Origin of the sequence: Exiguobacterium sp. UBA7533, assembly GCF_002479335.1 — a bacterium.
GTDB lineage: Bacteria > Bacillota > Bacilli > Exiguobacteriales > Exiguobacteriaceae > Exiguobacterium_A.
In genome coordinates this window covers 648633-665127 of record NZ_DLMP01000001.1, presented here as the reverse complement: position 1 = coordinate 665127, position 16495 = coordinate 648633, and the positions used below count along the sequence as shown (strand labels likewise).

Annotated in this window: 15 protein-coding genes; 13 read left to right on the top strand and 2 right to left on the bottom strand. The window is 49.5% G+C overall.

Annotated features, from left to right (window positions below; translation table 11 throughout):
* Positions 1–4: 4 nt before the first annotated feature.
* Both B2U10_RS03320 and B2U10_RS03315 read right to left on the bottom strand, forming a co-directional pair.
* The gene (locus B2U10_RS03320; protein WP_290785564.1) at positions 5–1858 is read right to left on the bottom strand and encodes a hypothetical protein; all 1854 of its coding nucleotides are present in this window, start codon (positions 1856–1858) and stop codon (positions 5–7) included.
* A 108-nt stretch (positions 1859–1966) separates the two neighbouring features.
* Positions 1967–2473 (bottom strand): competence protein ComK, encoded by a 507-nt coding sequence (locus tag B2U10_RS03315; RefSeq protein WP_029342501.1) that lies wholly within the window; start codon positions 2471–2473, stop codon positions 1967–1969.
* Positions 2474–2724: 251 nt separating this feature from the next.
* Here B2U10_RS03315 and B2U10_RS03310 point away from each other — a divergent pair, with 251 nt between their 5' ends.
* The 13 genes from B2U10_RS03310 (at position 2725) to B2U10_RS03250 (ending at position 16398) form a co-directional block, all read left to right on the top strand.
* Complete coding sequence (locus tag B2U10_RS03310; RefSeq protein WP_023469248.1) at positions 2725–2925, top strand: cold shock domain-containing protein; 201 nt, start codon at positions 2725–2727, stop codon at positions 2923–2925.
* 280 nt (positions 2926–3205) lie between these two features.
* The gene (gene hpf, locus B2U10_RS03305; protein WP_035410035.1) at positions 3206–3769 is read left to right on the top strand and encodes a ribosome hibernation-promoting factor, HPF/YfiA family; all 564 of its coding nucleotides are present in this window, start codon (positions 3206–3208) and stop codon (positions 3767–3769) included.
* A 216-nt stretch (positions 3770–3985) separates the two neighbouring features.
* Entirely contained in the window at positions 3986–6505 is a 2520-nt protein-coding gene (gene secA / locus B2U10_RS03300; protein ID WP_035410032.1) for a preprotein translocase subunit SecA, read from the top strand.
* A gap of 68 nt (positions 6506–6573) precedes the next feature.
* Positions 6574–7674 carry a peptide chain release factor 2 gene (prfB, locus tag B2U10_RS03295; RefSeq protein WP_035410029.1) on the top strand — a complete coding sequence of 367 codons (1101 nt, stop codon included), beginning with the start codon at positions 6574–6576 and terminating at the stop codon, positions 7672–7674.
* A gap of 60 nt (positions 7675–7734) precedes the next feature.
* Positions 7735–8502, top strand: coding sequence for a class I SAM-dependent methyltransferase (locus tag B2U10_RS03290; protein ID WP_290785561.1), 768 nt, complete (start codon positions 7735–7737; stop codon positions 8500–8502).
* Positions 8502–9005, top strand: a complete 504-nt coding sequence (locus B2U10_RS03285; RefSeq protein ID WP_290752400.1) for a GNAT family N-acetyltransferase — start codon at positions 8502–8504, stop codon at positions 9003–9005. Before B2U10_RS03290 ends, B2U10_RS03285 begins: the two co-directional genes overlap by 1 nt.
* Before the next feature lie 97 nt (positions 9006–9102).
* Positions 9103–9972 (top strand): YitT family protein, encoded by an 870-nt coding sequence (locus tag B2U10_RS03280; RefSeq protein ID WP_023469242.1) that lies wholly within the window; start codon positions 9103–9105, stop codon positions 9970–9972.
* 115 nt (positions 9973–10087) lie between these two features.
* Positions 10088–10462, top strand: a complete 375-nt coding sequence (gene cccB, locus B2U10_RS03275; protein ID WP_056062994.1) for a cytochrome c551 — start codon at positions 10088–10090, stop codon at positions 10460–10462.
* Between the two features lie 194 nt (positions 10463–10656).
* Positions 10657–11343: a cell division ATP-binding protein FtsE gene (gene ftsE, locus B2U10_RS03270; RefSeq protein WP_035410018.1), complete on the top strand. Its 687-nt coding sequence runs from the start codon at positions 10657–10659 to the stop codon at positions 11341–11343.
* Entirely contained in the window at positions 11333–12232 is a 900-nt protein-coding gene (gene ftsX, locus B2U10_RS03265) for a permease-like cell division protein FtsX (RefSeq protein WP_290785558.1), read from the top strand. The genes ftsE and ftsX overlap by 11 nt, the downstream gene beginning before the upstream one ends.
* Positions 12233–12272: 40 nt before the next feature.
* Complete coding sequence (locus tag B2U10_RS03260) at positions 12273–13694, top strand: M23 family metallopeptidase (RefSeq protein ID WP_290785555.1); 1422 nt, start codon at positions 12273–12275, stop codon at positions 13692–13694.
* Between the two features lie 93 nt (positions 13695–13787).
* Complete coding sequence (locus tag B2U10_RS03255; protein WP_290785552.1) at positions 13788–15212, top strand: S41 family peptidase; 1425 nt, start codon at positions 13788–13790, stop codon at positions 15210–15212.
* 22 nt (positions 15213–15234) lie between these two features.
* Positions 15235–16398, top strand: a complete 1164-nt coding sequence (locus B2U10_RS03250) for a PDZ domain-containing protein (protein ID WP_290785549.1) — start codon at positions 15235–15237, stop codon at positions 16396–16398.
* The last annotated feature ends 97 nt before the right edge of the window (positions 16399–16495 follow it).

The window sequence follows — 16495 nt, the reverse complement described above, 5'->3', positions numbered from 1 at the left end:
CCTTTTAGATACGGTAGTCGTAGCCACTTGGTGTCTCGTCTTGTTTGACGGTTTCTGTGATTTGCTCACGCGTGAATGGACGGAACTGGATTCGGACGTCTTGGTAACCGGTTGCTTGCAAGGCATCCGTCGTCCGATCGAGGAACGGTGTTGCCAGTTGCTCAAGGACCGGATGATCGTTTTCGATTGTGATCTGCATCTTGCGATTGACGGTCTCGACCCGGACACCAATCTCCCCGAGGCGTGGCGTATTGAGCTGGACGTACAACGTGTTGTTTTCCCAGTCGATCACTTCGTCCGGCCGTTTGTTTTGCAAATGGACGTGGAGTCCTGCCGTCGCTTCAATAAGTTGGACCGGTAAGGCGAGTAAAATCTGGTTCAACTGTTGCTGACTGTCCGGTTTATTGACTTGCTGTTGTGCTGCAAGGAATGTTTGCAATTTGGCAGCTTCCGGATTTGCTGCCGGCGTACTCAGTTTCAGTTCCGCCGTCTGGAGCTGAAGCGTCTTTTGGACGGTCTCCTGCAAAAGACGTGGACTGTTCTGTTGCGGCTCATATGGAACGGTTTTTGTTGCGGGCTGCGCTTGTAAAGACGGTGCTTGTGGCAGTAGTCCCTGCATCTCTGGTAAGTAGGTCGGACGGACATTTGCTGGCGCATAGCGGAAGGCTTCAAAGGCGACTCGGACTTCCTGTAAAACGGCTTTTGCTTCTGTTCCGCGTCCGAGTAACGCCAGTTCCGCACCCCGTTCAAGTTTCGATAAGAAATGGATCAGCTGTTTTTCATCCTTCATCGAGGTATGTAATAAGGCGTCCGTTTGCTGGAAGACTTGTTTTAAGCGTTGCGCCGTACTCTCGATGACGGCGACCATCTGGACCGGACGTGTCTCGACGAGCGGTTCGATTTGCCGGAGTTGGGAGACGATCGTTCGCTGTTGGCTCTTGAAATCATTCGTGATCTCAGCAAGCCGTGGCGTCACTTCACGGACGAGCGTTAAGGCAGAGCGGACCGGTGCCGGTTGCCCTGTTACTGGTTCCGATTGACTTGCCCGTGCCGTCAGACCGATCAATTGCTCACGGACACTCGTCTTCGGCTCGAGTGGCGCTTGCGGGAAATAGGGCGCCAGTTGTTTACGGACAGTCTCGATCTCGCCTTGTTCGAGCGTTGCGACGAGTGCCGGGCGTTTCTCTGCTGGTATGTGTTCAATGTATTGTCGGATATGCAAGGACGACGCTGTCTCGATCTCGCGTTGCGTCGGTAGTGTGACGCGAGCGACGTCAAGCGCGACGGCTTTTTCGAACGTCGGCTGCTCCTTTAAGGCGTCTCGTTCCGGTAGGACGTCCGGATAGTCTTCCGTCGTCGCAAGGAGACTTGCGATCAAGACGTCGGCGTCAACGGGCAGTGCTGTATCCGGTCGCGATACGAGTTCGAGTGCTAAGTCCTTGTACATTCCTTGCAGTGCCGTCACGAGCTGGGCGACGATTTCCGGTGTCTGTGGCAGTTGACCGCTCGCGAGTAACTTCGCAACGGCTTGCTTCAGTTCTGCAGGCACACCTTCAAGCAAAGCGGGATTGACATTTGATGGAACAGACAGGACAGGTGGCGTTTCCGCATCCGGTGTCGCTGGTGTTAGTTGTTCAATCAGGTAACCTTCTGCTGTCTGTCCTTTGACCTTGAACTGGAAATCACCTGTCGGAACGTCGCCTGTGAAGGTCATCTCGATCTTATCCCGACCGACCTGGACGAGAGCCGTATGCGGACCAGTCTGCTCAAGGATCGTTCCTTTATAGGTCTTTGTGTCCAAAAGCGGCGTCTGACCAGGAGATTGCGCCGGACGTGCCGGATTCAATTGGATGTTCATCGAGAAGCCTCCTTGTTTTTTAAAACTATCATCTCATTATATATCGGCAGAAACCAAAAAGGATTGAGCGAATTCATCGCCCAACCCTGATTTTTTTACGGTTACTCTTTAAGATTTGATTGCATTAAAGCGTTCCTCTAATGTCATCGCGTTCAATTGTTGATAACGAGCCATCAGCTCGCCAGTTGCTTTCATTTGGTTGCGGACGATGTAAGGAGAGGCGTTTACGGGAAGGATCATGCCATTACGAGTCTTGAGCTTCGTCTGTCCGTCTTCCTCGATGACTTCAGACATGTGGCTCCAAGCATACCACTCGCAATCATCACGTTTCGGTGATTTCGTTGGGAAAAACACGAGGCCAAGTGTCGGTTCAATGACGACTGGGACTTTTCCTTTTACAGATGCGACACGTTTTGCTGTCACGATGCGTTCCTCAATGGAACTGTTGTATTGCCTGCAGGAAAGCTGCAGTAGTTGATACGGTCGAAGCGGGGTCATGATGGTCGAGCCATCCTCGAGTACGATGATGGATTGCTTCATCATATCGTAGCACGGGAGAATCGCCACCGTCCGTTTCGTGATTCGATACTTTTCGTCATTATGGAATGGTCGCATTCGACTACATCCTCCTTAAGATAGGACAATGGATAAAATAGGTAATTACTAACGATATAATACAATAATACAACTGTAATGACAATGTAATTTTTTAAAATATAGAGCAATAAGTAGGGAATATTATTCATTTTTTAGAATGAATTCAAAGTAATCAGAATTTTTAATTGTCAATAATTCCTTCTTTTGATAGACTAAGCCGTAGAGAGCTTGCTCTCGAACTCTGGTTTGCGAAGGGAACGTGAATTCGAATGGAACAAGGTAAAGTAAAATGGTTTAATGCTGAAAAAGGTTATGGATTCATCGAAACGTCTGACGCGAAAGACGTATTCGTACACTTCTCAGCGATTCAAGTCGATGGTTATAAATCACTTGAAGAAGGCGAAGAAGTGGAATTTGAAATCGTTGAAGGCGATCGTGGTCCACAAGCTGCGAACGTTTCAAAGATCTAATCCAATAGCAGCCGCCACCGTTTTTAGGCTATTCGCCTAAAAGCGGTTTTTTGTTTTGAGTTCAATCAAAACGGGTATATACGTTAACATCAACATGCTTCAATATTATCGTACGCTAAGAACAGTAGTGAACGTTCATGAGAATGTCATCGTTCTCATGGTCTTCCTTCACTTATCGTGCTATAATAAAAACGAACCAAAGAATTTCGAATATTCAGAAGGAAACGACTGGAGCATCTCGAATTCATAGGTTCAACCGGTTACTTAAGGAGGAGTTTACATGATCTACAACATTCGCGGTGAAAACTTGGACGTCACAGATGCTCTCAAGGATTACGTCGAGAAAAAGCTTGAAAAGTTAACTCGTTATTTTACAACTCCTACGGAAGCGCAAACGGCTTATGTCAATCTCAAAGTCAACAATGAGAAGCAAAAAGTCGAAGTGACGATTCCAATGCCAAACCTCTTGCTCCGTGCTGAGGATGTCAATGGCGATATGTATGCAGCAATCGACCTCGTCGTCGATAAGCTCGAACGTCAGATCCGGAAACACAAAACGAAATTGAACCGGAGAGGGCGCGCTAAAGAAGGCGGCATCGGAGAGTACTTCAAAACGCTCGAAGGACCGGAAGCGGAAGCGCCAGTCTATGAAGAGGACGAGGCAGAACTCGAACTCGTTCGGACGAAGCGTTTCACACTCAAACCAATGGACACGGAAGAAGCGATTCTTCAGATGGACATGCTCGGACACGCATTCTTCGTCTTCTCAGACGCAGAAACGGGCAACACGAACGTCGTCTACCGTCGTAAGGATGGTCGTTACGGTTTGATTGAACCAGAATAATGAATGCAACAGGGACTCGCTCTTACGGGCGAGTCCCTTTTTGATATGATGGAAAACTATTTCTAAACAAGGTACGTTTGCTTTACGACAAAAGACTGAGACCGCTGCTCGGTCCGCTTGTTGAAATTTGACGTCGTATTCGGTACACTGAATAAAGGAAAAATCTCGGAATTCTGTTCGTTCAAAGAATCGTTCGAAGTAAGGGGACTGTAAGGCATGGCTAATTTTCTAAAAGAATTATTTGCACCAACGAAACGTGTCCTGAAGAAAGCCGAAAAAGCAGCAGACGCTGTGGAAGCGCTCGAGACACAAATCGGTGCGTTATCGGATCAAGAACTGGAAGGAAAAGTCGTTGAATTCCGTGAGCGTCTCGCTAACGGAGAAGACTTAGATGATATTTTACCGGAAGCCTTCGCAGTCTGTCGCGAAGTGTCAACACGCGTTCTCGGCATGCGCCACTACCGCGTTCAGTTGATTGGTGGATATGTCCTGCACAATGGGGATATCGCTGAAATGAAGACCGGGGAAGGTAAGACGCTCGTCGCAACACTACCTGTCTATTTGAATGCTCTCGCAGGCAACGGCGTACACGTCGTTACCGTCAACGAATATCTCGCAAAACGTGACCGTGACATCATGGAGCCGCTTTATGCGGCACTTGGTCTCTCGGTCGGCTTGAATCTCTCAAGCATGTCGCGTCAAGAAAAACAAGCAGCATACAGCTGTGACATCACGTACGGAACGAACAACGAGTTCGGTTTCGATTACTTGCGTGACAACATGGTCCTCTATAAAGAAGACCGCGTTCAACGTCCACTCAGTTATGCCGTCGTCGATGAAGTCGACTCGATTCTCGTCGATGAAGCGCGGACTCCGCTCATCATCTCAGGATCGGCCGAAAAATCGACAGCGCTCTATTCGCAAGCCGATGCGTTCGCGAAAATCATGAAGGCAGATGAAGACTACACGGTCGACATCAAGACGAAGAGTGTCCTGTTGACGGAACAAGGAATCGACCGTGCTGAAAAATACTTCGGTATTGATAACTTGTTTGGTCTCGAACACGTCGCGCTCAACCATCACTTAAGCCTCGCGCTGCGGGCGAACGCCGTCATGCATCGCGACGTCGACTATATGGTTCGTGAAGACGAAGTCATGATCATCGACCAATTCACGGGTCGTGTCATGGAAGGTCGTCGTTATTCGGAAGGTCTGCACCAAGCGATCGAAGCGAAGGAAGGCGTCGAGATTCAACGCGAATCCATGACGCTTGCGACGATCACGTACCAAAACTTCTTCCGGATGTATACGAAGCTTGCTGGGATGACGGGTACAGCGAAGACAGAGGAAGAAGAGTTCCGTAACATCTACAACATGCACGTCGTACCGGTTCCGACGAACAAACCGGTCGTCCGAAACGATATGCCGGACTTAATCTTCAAAACGATGAACGGGAAGTTTGCTGCTGTCGCAGACGAAATCGAACGTGCCCACCGTGAAGGACAACCAGTCCTCGTCGGTACGGTTGCCGTCGAGACGTCGGAGTTGCTGAGTAACATCCTCAAAAAACGTGGCATCCGTCACGAAGTCTTGAACGCGAAGAACCACGCACGTGAAGCGGAGATCATCGAGAACGCGGGTCAAGCGAACTCGGTCACGATCGCAACGAACATGGCCGGTCGTGGTACCGACATTAAGCTCGGTCAAGGTGTCTTAGAAAAAGGTGGTCTTTACATCCTTGGGACAGAACGTCACGAATCACGCCGTATCGATAACCAGCTCCGTGGTCGTGCCGGTCGTCAAGGAGACCCGGGGGCATCACAATTCTATCTCTCACTTGAAGATGAATTGATGCGTCGCTTTGGTTCTGATTCGCTGCAGTCGATGATGGACCGTCTCGGAATGGATGATTCGCAACCGATCGAGAGTCGGATGGTGTCTCGTGCCGTTGAATCGGCTCAAAAACGCGTCGAAGGAAATAACTTTGATGCGCGGAAACAAGTCCTCGGCTACGATAACGTCATGGCGGATCAACGGAAAGTCATGTACGCGGACCGGGCAGCGATTCTCGATGCCGGTTCCGTGTCAGATATCGTCCGTCCGATGATCGAGCAGACAATCGAAGCAGGCGTCCATCAGTACACGCCGGTCGAGTTCGTACCGGAAGAATGGAGCATCGGTGCGCTTGCGGAATGGGCGAACCAGACGCTTGCAATCGAAGAGAAAGTCACGGAAAGCGACCTCTTCGGAAAAGAACGTGAAGAGATCATCGAGTTGCTCAAAGAGCGCACGTTCGCGCACTACGAGCACAAACGGTCAGAAGTCCCAGCAGAAGCATTCGATGAGTTCGAAAAAGTCATCGTCCTACGTGCCGTCGACCAACACTGGATGAACCACATCGATCAGATGGATCAACTCCGTGAAGGGATTCACCTCCGGGCGTACGGTCAAAACGACCCGCTCCGTGAATACCAATCAGAAGGTTCGATGATGTTTGATGCGATGAACGCTGCGATCGCAGAAGAAGTGACACAATTCGTCCTTCGTGCGGATCTCGACCCGAACCTCAAACGCGAAAAAGTCGTCCAAGACGAAGTCGCCGTTTCGGGTAAGGAAGATAAAGCGGTCAAGAAAAAACCGGTCCGGAAAAATCCAAACGACCAAATCGGACGCAATGATCCGTGTTGGTGTGGATCCGGTAAGAAATATAAGAACTGTCACGGCCGTCAGGCATAAGTGATGAATCGACTGAAAGAGAGGCAGGAGATTCCTGCCTCTTTTCACGGAAAGAGAAGGTGGATTACATGGAATTAGCAGAAATTCGCAACACCGCCGAGTGGATGGAAAAGAAACTCGACGAATATAAGGCATCACTCGACCTTGAGTCGAAGATTGCTCGGATTGAAGAACTCGAAAACGAGATGACGTACCCGGACTTCTGGAACAACCAGGAATCGGCACAAAAAGTCATCGATGAGTCGAACGGCTTAAAAGCGATGGTCGACAAATATAAAGAACTCGAAGCAGGTCACGAGAACGTCGCCTTGACGTATGAATTGATCAAGGAAGAGCCGGATGTGGATCTTCAAGAAGAGCTCGAGTCAGAACTCGGCGATCTCAAGAAGAAGTTCGAAGACTTCGAATTACAAATCCTCTTGAACGGGGAATATGACGCAAACAACGCGATTCTTGAGTTACACCCAGGTGCGGGTGGTACTGAGTCACAAGACTGGGCATCAATGCTTCTCCGGATGTACCAACGTTTCTGCGATAAGCAGGGCTGGAAAGTCGAAACGATGGACTACCAACCGGGTGATGAAGCAGGTGTCAAATCGGTCACGCTCCGTATTCAAGGGCACAATGCCTATGGGTACTTGAAAGCCGAAAAAGGGATCCATCGTCTTGTCCGGATCTCACCGTTTGACTCGTCAGGCCGTCGTCATACATCATTCGTCTCGTGTGACGTCATGCCAGAATTCAACGATGACATCGACATCGAAGTCCGCACGGAAGACTTGCGGATCGATACGTACCGTGCTTCTGGTGCCGGTGGTCAGCACATCAATACGACGGACTCAGCTGTCCGGATCACCCACGTTCCGACAGGCGTCGTCGTCTCTTGTCAACAAGAACGGTCGCAGATCAAAAACCGTGAAGCGGCGATGAAGATGTTGAAAGCGAAACTTTACCAACGCGAAATCGAAGAGCAACAAAAGAAACTCGACGAAATCCGTGGTGAAAAATCGGATATCGCATGGGGTAGCCAAATCCGTTCGTACGTCTTCCACCCATACAGCATGGTCAAGGATCACCGGACGAACTATGAAGTCGGGAACACGCAAGGGGCAATGGATGGTGACATCATGGGCTTCATCGATGCGTACCTCCGTCTCATGAATATGTAAGACAACCAACCAGTCGGACGATGTTCGACTGGTTTTTTGACCGTCAAAGGGGGAAGCGTGATGAAGAAGCAAAGTCGGGTCAACAAACAGGCGTGGGAATACCGAGCATATGAATTTTGGGAGAAACGCGATGGGACACCAGCCAAATATGCTGCACGTATTAAACAAGATCCAGCCGCATGCCTGAAGAAGCATCGACATGATCTCGAAGACGTCGCGGGGAAGGCGATTGCGAATATTTGTGGTTCAAACGGACGCAAGGCGGTTCCGTTAGCGTTACTCGGGGCAGACGTCACAGTGTTCGATATCTCAGAGGAGAATGCCAAGTATGCGCTTGAACTGGCGCACCATGCTGAGACAAGAATCACGTATGTCGTCGGTGATCTCTATGCGATCGATCTTGAACGATATCGCGATACCTTTGATATCCTTTACTTAGAAGGCGGGATTTTGCATTATTTTGATGATCTCAAGCGTTTTTTACAGATTCTCTTTGCAATCTTGCAACCTGGTGGACAGCTGATCCTTAGCGATTTTCATCCGGTCGGACGCTGGATCGATGCTGATTTGAAGTATACACCACGCTACTTCGATCAAGCCTTGCAAGCGGGTGACTTGGCGTATAAGACGCACTTTACGAATGAGGAGCAAGTCGATTTTCCAGACGTTTCTGTCCGCTATTTTACATTGAGTGAGATCTTAAACGGGATTCTTCAAACACGTTTCATATTAGAACGATTCGACGAGCATCGTGGCTGGAATGGTGAGAACATCCCGTCCGAGTTCACGCTCCTCGCAACCAAACCATTTGAAGGGAGCAATAACTAATGATCATACGTAAAGAAGGCTTTAAGGACGCAACGGGAATCCGGCTCGTCCATGAAGCGGCATTCGAACAACCAAACGAAGCGAATCTCGTTGATGCGTTACGCGAGGAGGAAGCCGCGCAACCAGTCTTCGGTCGCGTCGCCGTGACTGATAAAGGAGAAATCGTTGGTCATGTCCTGTTGAGCCGGATCCATATCGATGACATCCCATCGCTTGCCTTAGCGCCGGTCGGTGTCCTGCCCGCTTGGCAGCGAAAGGGTATCGGCTCTGAATTGATCCGTCAAGTGATCGAGGATGCGCGTGACGCCGGGGAATCGCACATCGTCGTCCTCGGTCACGACAGCTATTATCCACAGTTCGGCTTTGAACGGGCGATTGACTACGGTATCAAGCCGCCGTTCCCCGTTCCGCCGGAGGTCTTTCTCGTTCTTGCACTCGAACGGAATGGATTACGTGGCGTTAGCGGTATCGTTCGCTACAGTCCACCCTTTAGTGCGGTATAAAGGGAACACTGTGAGTTGTTCCGCCTGTCTAGTCGTTGTCTGACTTTTTCGCTAAAATGAAACACGAGAATCAATTGATAAGGGGAAATGGAATGTCATGACATCGACACGTCAGGAAGTCGTGCGCGATTATGCGTATTTATTAATCGGGTCCTTGTTCGTCGCAAGTGCCTTTAGTTTATTTTTAGCACCGAATCAACTCGCCTCAGGAGGGGTCAGTGGCTTATCGATCGTCTTGAACGATTTGTTCGGGATCTCGCCAGGATTGTTCCAACTCGTCGCGAACGTCGTCTTGCTGGCGATCGGTTGGATGATCCTCGGGATGGGCTTTGGGGTCAAATCACTCGTCGGGTCGATCTTCTTACCGGTCGTCATCCTCGTATATGAGCGGTTCGATGTTCCGGCTGCGACGATGAATCCGATGCTTGCCGCGATCTTCGGTGGTGCCGGGGTCGGGATTGGACTCGGTCTGATCTTCCGCGGGCGAGCATCGACCGGCGGAATGGATTTGATCGCGCAAATCCTGCACCGTTTCACGAAATTGCCGCTTCATCTTTGTATCGCTTTGCTTGACGGCACGATCGTCATCAGTGCGGCGACCATTTTTTCACTTGAAATCGGTCTGTACGCACTCGTCGCCTTGTTCATCACGATCAAGATGATTGACGTCGTCCAGCTCGGGATCACGAACGACAAGCTCGCCTATATCATCTCCGATCAACGGGAAGCGTTAGTGAAGGAAATCTTCGAGACGCTCGATCGCGGGGCGACGGAGATCGAGGCAGCGGGAGCGTTCACGCGGACACGCAAACCGATGCTAATGGTCGTCGTTCGTCAAGGGGAAATCACGACGCTCAAAGAAATCGTCAAACACATCGATCCATCGGCATTCCTCGTCGTCAGTGAAGCCCATGAGGTGCTCGGACTCGGGTTTACAGACGATAAACGCTACCGTAATGTGCCGTAATCGTTCTTAAAACGTGAAGTTTTTGTGAAATCACGCTTAACTCATCCGGATAACGGTTATACTCTAACTAGGTCAGTAGCGTTTATGTAGATACTTACAAGAGGGGGATATCCGGATGAAGCTGAAAAACTTGTTACTCGCGTTAGGCTTAGGAACGACACTTGCGCTCGCGGCATGTGGTGGTAGTGACGATTCGAGTTCTGATGATTCATCGTCAGGCACGAAGGATGAGTCAACGATGAACGATGATTCGTCGAAGACACAATCCGGTGTAGATGCTGAGAAAATCTTCGCCAACAACTGTGCAACGTGTCATGGTAAAAACCTTGAAGGAAACGTCGGACCGAACTTGACGAAGGTTGGCTCGAAATATTCTTCAGAAGAGATTCAAAAAATCATCAAGAACGGGAAAGGGCAAATGCCTGCTGGTATCCTGAAAGATGATAAAGAAATCATGGCTGTTGCCGACTGGCTCGCTGCTAAAAAATGATTATGGGATATGATGGGGTACGAGATGACACACACGACATGTGTTCGTCATTCGTGCCTCTTTTTTATGGTATAATCGCCTGAAATGACATTTGATTGTAATGTGCGTTCAATTTTGTCCCTGTTATAATGGTGGTCGGTAGGTTTTTGGACCTATTCATTCAGCATCAGTAAATAAGTAAGGATGTGAAGTACGTGATCAAGATGCAACGAATCAGTAAGATTTATCCGAACGGCGTCACGGCACTCCGTGAGGTCGATTTGACGATCAATCAAGGCGAATTCGTCTATATCGTCGGTCCGTCGGGTGCGGGTAAATCAACATTCATGAAAATGATGTACCGCGAAGAGAAACCAACGAGCGGTTCATTTTTGTTTAAAGGAATCGAAGTCGGTAAACTGAAGAACCGTCAAATCCCCGAACTTCGTCGCCAAATCGGCGTCATCTTCCAAGATTTTAAATTACTCCCGTCACTGACGGTTTATGAAAATGTCGCCTTTGCGCTAGAAGTCGTAGGGGAAGACAAAGCACAAATCCGGAAGAAAGTACTCGAAGTACTCGATCTCGTGAAGCTCAAGCATAAAGAGCGCAACTATCCGGACGAATTATCTGGGGGCGAACAACAACGGATCTCGATCGCGAGAGCCATCGTCAACCGTCCGTCACTCGTCATCGCCGATGAGCCGACTGGAAACCTGGACCCGGATACAGCATGGGAGATCATGGAAGTATTCGAAGAGATTTATCGCCGTGGGACAACGGTCGTAATGGCGACACACAACCGGGACATCGTGAACAAGATGCGTCATCGTGTCTTAGCGATCGATGGAGGAAAAATCGTCCGAGACGAAGAGAAAGGAATGTACGGCTATGAAGTTTAATGGATTCCGTCATTTACGGGAAGGGGCAAAAGGTCTCGTCCGGAACGGCTGGATGACATTCGCTTCTGTCAGTGCCGTTACCGTCACGTTACTTCTCGTAGGAATATTCGCGATGCTCATGTTCAACGTCAACAAGATTTCCGATAACGTCGAAAAAGACGTTGAAATCCAAGTATTCGTCGAACGAGAAGCAGACCAGTCGAAGATCGATTCAGTAGGTGATTCCCTCAAGCAGATGCCGGGCGTCAACACTGTTCGTTACAGTTCGAAAGAAGAAGAACTAGACCGCTTTAAGAAGCAACTTGGCGAAGGTTCCCAAGCCTATCAGTCGGTTGAAAAAGACAATCCGCTTCACGACCGATATATCGTCAAAGCTACCTCACCAAAAGAGACAGAAACACTTGCAAATTCCATCAAAAAAATGGAAAATGTAGATAGTGTCGAATACGGTAAGGACTATGTTAAAAAGATGTTTAACTTCCTTGAAGGAGTTCGGATCGGTGGAATCATCCTGATCGTCGGATTGACGTTCATGGCGATGTTCCTCATTTCGAACACGATTAAAGTCACGATCTTCTCCCGTCGCCGGGAAATCGAGATCATGCGCCTCGTCGGAGCGAAAAACGGATTCATCCGTGCCCCGTTCTTCGTCGAAGGATTATTGATGGGCATATTAGGTGCCATCATCCCGATCGTCGTCGTCTACTTCGGTTACGAAGTCTCCTACAATGCGATCCAACCCCAACTTTCTACCGTGAATGCGGGAATATTCTCGTTGATTCCACCAGGTGAATTGTCGGCACAAGTCGTCTTAATCCTGCTCGGACTCGGTGCATTCATCGGTGTATGGGGATCAACGACATCACTCGGTCGTTTCTTGAAGATTTAAATCAGTTACCCAAAAATAAAATAGAGGAGAGATGCTTCTCATGAAAGTCCGATTCTATTCTGCCGTCCTGAGCTTAGCTTTGATTGGAACTAGTGTGTCCGTTGATGCCACGTCGAAAGAAGATTTGCTGAAGGAACAACAGGAGGTCGAAAGCCGTCTGAAAGAGACGGAACGATTACAGAATCAGACATCAGAGAAGTTGATCTTGACGAAACAGGAGCGTAAGGAAGCCCGTGCGCAACTGAATGAAGTCAACAGCCGTTTGGATGATTTAGCGCTTAAGATAGCCGATCAACAAGCGGCTGTTGCTGCATCTAAAGAACAATTGCGTCTGACGGAAGCAGCGATTTCCGAGACGCTCAAGGAACTGCATCAACAAGAAGAGTTGCTTGGAAGCCGATTGCGTGCCGTTCAACAAAAAGGAGACGTCAAATACATCGAGGTCTTGCTCGACGCAAAAGACTTTGGTGATTTGATTTCGCGCTTCAGTACGGTCAGTGAGATCATCAAACAAGATGATCATGTCTTACAAGCTTACAAGGGGAACGTCAAACAACTGAGCGAACAACGGTCGGAACAAGCACTATTGCTTGAAAGCATGAAACGGGAACAACGGAAGTTGCTCGTGCTCCAGACACGAATCATTGCGGAATCTGAGCTCAAGCGAAAGCTTGTCGTCCAGTTGAACACGAAGGTCAAGGAACTGCAACAAGAGCAGTTCTCTAAAGCCGAGGAAGCAGAAATTCTCGCGGATCAGCGCCGTCTGATTCAAAACGAATTGATTGCCCTGCAAGAAGCCGAACGGAAAGCAAAAGAAGAAGCGAAACGGAAAGCGGAAGAAGCGGCGCGGGCAGCAGAAGCAAAACGTCAAGCGAAAGCGGAAGAAGCGGCGCGGGCAGCAGAAGCAAAACGTCAAGCGGAAGCGGCAGAAGCGGCACGTGCAGCAGAGGCAAAAAAGAAAAAATCCGATGCTCCAAGTGCGGAACCGACCATTCCTGAAGTCGAGTCACCGACTGCAACGCCGGAGCAACCGGCAGATGCCGTGACGAGTCGTCCGTTCCATTTGCCGGTTCAAGGATATGTCTCGTCGCCGTTCGGTCCCCGAAACAATCCGTTGACAGGGAAGCCGGAGATTCATAAAGGCATTGATCTCGTAAATGCAAAAGGAACACCGATTCATGCAGCGGCAGGTGGTATCGTTCTACGTGCCGGTAGTGCAACAGGTTACGGGAACGTCGTCATGGTGACGCATTTGATTGATGGACAGGTCTACACGACCGTCTATGCACATCTCGATTCGATCAGCGTCTCCGCCGGTCAAACAGTCATGCCGGGTAAGACGGTCGGCACATTAGGTACAACGGGCTGGTCGACAGGTCCGCATTTGCATTTCGAATTGCATAAGGGAGAGTGGGCAGTCGGACAACCGAATGCAGTTGACCCAGCACCGTACATCTTTTGACATCCCACAGAATACTGAAAAGATAGGGTAACCTATCTTTTTTTGCTATACTGAAAAAAATAATGCGTTTTTAATGGAAGTGGGGAATCAAGCGTGAAAAAATCTACAACAGCAGTGATTGCGGTCAGTACCTTCGGGCTTGGTTTAGGGGCAGGTGCCGTCGGTATGTTAGCGGCTGGCGGAACAGATTCCGTTGCAACGCAGTCATCATCTTCGAATGCGACGGGTGATTGGAAAAAAATCGACCAGGTCCGGCAGATGATCGAACAAAATTATCTAAAAGACGTGACAGATAAAGAGTTACTCGATGGTGCGTTATCTGGCATGACAGAAGTGCTTAACGATCCATATTCCGTTTATATGGATGAGTCGGAAACGGCATCGTTTAATACGAATCTGTCGTCTTCGTTTGAAGGGATCGGTGCGACGCTTGAACAAAAAGGTGAGTCGATCGTCATCGTCTCGCCGATCAAAGGATCACCTGCTGAAAAAGCTGGTATCAAACCAGGTGACGTCATCCTAGAAATCGATGGTAAGTCGACAAAAGGGCAAAAGACGGATCAAGCCGTTAAAAAAATTCGTGGTGAAAAAGGAACGAATGTCGTCCTGACGATTCAGCGTAGCGGACAAGACGCGATGGAGATCACGATTAAACGCGATACGATTCCAATCGAGACGGTCTATACGTCAACGGAGAATGTCAACGGCAAGAAGATCGGTGTCTTACAAGTAACACAGTTCTCGGAACCGACAGCAGAAGAGTTCGAGAAGGGGTTGACGAAACTCGAGAGTCAGAACATTGATGGACTCGTCATCGATGTACGCGGAAATCCGGGTGGTCTTTTGACGGCTGTCTCGAAAATGATCGCTCCGTTCATTCCGAAAGACGTGCCGATTTATCAAGTCGAGAACAATAAAGGCGAGCGCCAGCAGGAATTCGGGAAGGCAGACGAGAAGAAACCATATAACATCGTCGTCTTAGAAGACGGCGGATCGGCCTCAGCGTCCGAGATCCTTGCAGCCGGACTGAAGGAAGGAGCTGGCGCCGAAGTCGTCGGTACGAAGTCGTTCGGGAAAGGGATCGTCCAAAGTGCGTATGATTTGAAGGACGGTAGTGACCTGAAGTTAACGACGAACAAATGGCTGACACCAGACGGAAACTGGATCCACAAAAAAGGGGTCAAGCCGACGGTCGAAGTCAAACAACCGGCGTACTTCAACGTCACGAAAATTTTGACTGATCAAAAGTCACTCGCTGTCGGCGATTACGGAAAATCAGTCGAGAATGCCCACCTTGTCCTCGAAGCGATCGGTTATAAGCCAAAAGGACAGGACGGCTATTTCGGTGACACGATGAAACAAGCTGTCGAGGCTTTGCAAAAGGACGCGAAACTTGACGTCACTGGAAAAATCGATCAGCAGACAGCGGGTGAGATGGAGACGCGTCTCCTGAAGAAACTCCAGGACGATAAGAATGACGTCCAACGGAAAAAAGCACTCGAGGTCGCTGCTCAATAATAAGGAATGGAAAGAGGTCTGAATGCGCGTGGAATTACTCGATGAAATTGGTTGGACCGCGATTAGTCTCATCGCCAGTCCGACCTTGTGGTTAGCACTCCTTGTCAGTTGGGTCATCGGCATCCGGCGTGTCAAACGGGAACGCGGACTGTTTCGCTCCCGGACATACGGTAAACGAAGCGATGTCCTCGAAACACTTTTACCAGGCCTACTCGTCGGTCTCGTCTTGTCCGTCGTCAGCGGATGGCTCGGATTGACAGTGACACCGCAGTACGCTCTACTGTTGCTTGGACTTTCGAGCGTCCTGCTGTTGATTGGTGTCGTTCGTTTGAACCTGCCACTCTGGCCGATCGTCTTGCTTGGACTGACCGGCTGGTTCGTGATAGATTCACGTCTTGATCCGGTTCGAGCGGTTGAGCCAAAGATGATTTTATTGCTTGCGACGTTGACGCTCGTCGCGGAATGTCTACTCGTCTGGTGGCGCGGAAAGCGACGCCTGTCACCGTCACTCGTCGTTTCGAAGCGTGGTCGCTTCATCGGTGGGCTGTCGGCAAATAAGCTTTGGCTGTTACCTCTACTTGTTTTCGTTCCGGGCGACGTGCTTGAAGCCTGGTGGCCACGCTACAGCTTCCCGGAACTCGTTCCGGTCGTTCTCTGGTTACCGATCGGTTTCAGTTTCCTTTTTACAGGTAAGCTGCCGAAAGAATTGATGCGTCCGCTCGTTCAAGGACGTTTGATCACGAGTCTTGTTGCAGTTTTATTGACGGTTCTTGCGTACGTGACTGGTCAAGCTGAATGGCTCTACGGAATCGTCTTGTTGCTCGTCCTGCACATTTTGTTGCACCAGCGGGTCAAACGCTTGAACCGGGCGCAAACGCCGTTGTTCCTCAATGGAACACGTGGTGCCGTCATCCTTGGAACACTTCCCGATAAACCGGCTGCTGAGATGGGCTTGATTCCAGGTGAAGCCATCTATAAGGTCAACGGTGAAAAGGTCGACTCGGAAGCATCGTTCTATGAAGCCATCCAAAAACACAAACCGTATCTGCGTCTTGAAGTCATGAACCATAACGGCGACATCCGTTTTGCGCAACGTGCCTTTTATGAACAAGATCATCATGAGCTCGGTATCCTCTTCGTCAACGAACCGGTCCACGGTCGGACGAAGGTGCGATCCCTCCATTAAGAAGCCGATCCCTGTCACGCAACATTCGTGATGGGGATTTTTTTGTGAGCAAAAAAATTGATGCCCAACACTCGAAGCAAAAAGAAACTTTTGCATT

Coding starts and splice junctions, on each gene's coding strand:
- B2U10_RS03320 (WP_290785564.1), bottom strand. CDS start 1,858: ATGAACATCCAATTGAATCCGGCACGTCCGGCGCAATCTCCTGGTCAG.
- B2U10_RS03315 (WP_029342501.1), bottom strand. CDS start 2,473: ATGCGACCATTCCATAATGACGAAAAGTATCGAATCACGAAACGGACG.
- B2U10_RS03310 (WP_023469248.1), top strand. CDS start 2,725: ATGGAACAAGGTAAAGTAAAATGGTTTAATGCTGAAAAAGGTTATGGA.
- hpf (WP_035410035.1), top strand. CDS start 3,206: ATGATCTACAACATTCGCGGTGAAAACTTGGACGTCACAGATGCTCTC.
- secA (WP_035410032.1), top strand. CDS start 3,986: ATGGCTAATTTTCTAAAAGAATTATTTGCACCAACGAAACGTGTCCTG.
- prfB (WP_035410029.1), top strand. CDS start 6,574: ATGGAATTAGCAGAAATTCGCAACACCGCCGAGTGGATGGAAAAGAAA.
- B2U10_RS03290 (WP_290785561.1), top strand. CDS start 7,735: ATGAAGAAGCAAAGTCGGGTCAACAAACAGGCGTGGGAATACCGAGCA.
- B2U10_RS03285 (WP_290752400.1), top strand. CDS start 8,502: ATGATCATACGTAAAGAAGGCTTTAAGGACGCAACGGGAATCCGGCTC.
- B2U10_RS03280 (WP_023469242.1), top strand. CDS start 9,103: ATGACATCGACACGTCAGGAAGTCGTGCGCGATTATGCGTATTTATTA.
- cccB (WP_056062994.1), top strand. CDS start 10,088: ATGAAGCTGAAAAACTTGTTACTCGCGTTAGGCTTAGGAACGACACTT.
- ftsX (WP_290785558.1), top strand. CDS start 11,333: ATGAAGTTTAATGGATTCCGTCATTTACGGGAAGGGGCAAAAGGTCTC.
- B2U10_RS03260 (WP_290785555.1), top strand. CDS start 12,273: ATGAAAGTCCGATTCTATTCTGCCGTCCTGAGCTTAGCTTTGATTGGA.
- B2U10_RS03250 (WP_290785549.1), top strand. CDS start 15,235: ATGCGCGTGGAATTACTCGATGAAATTGGTTGGACCGCGATTAGTCTC.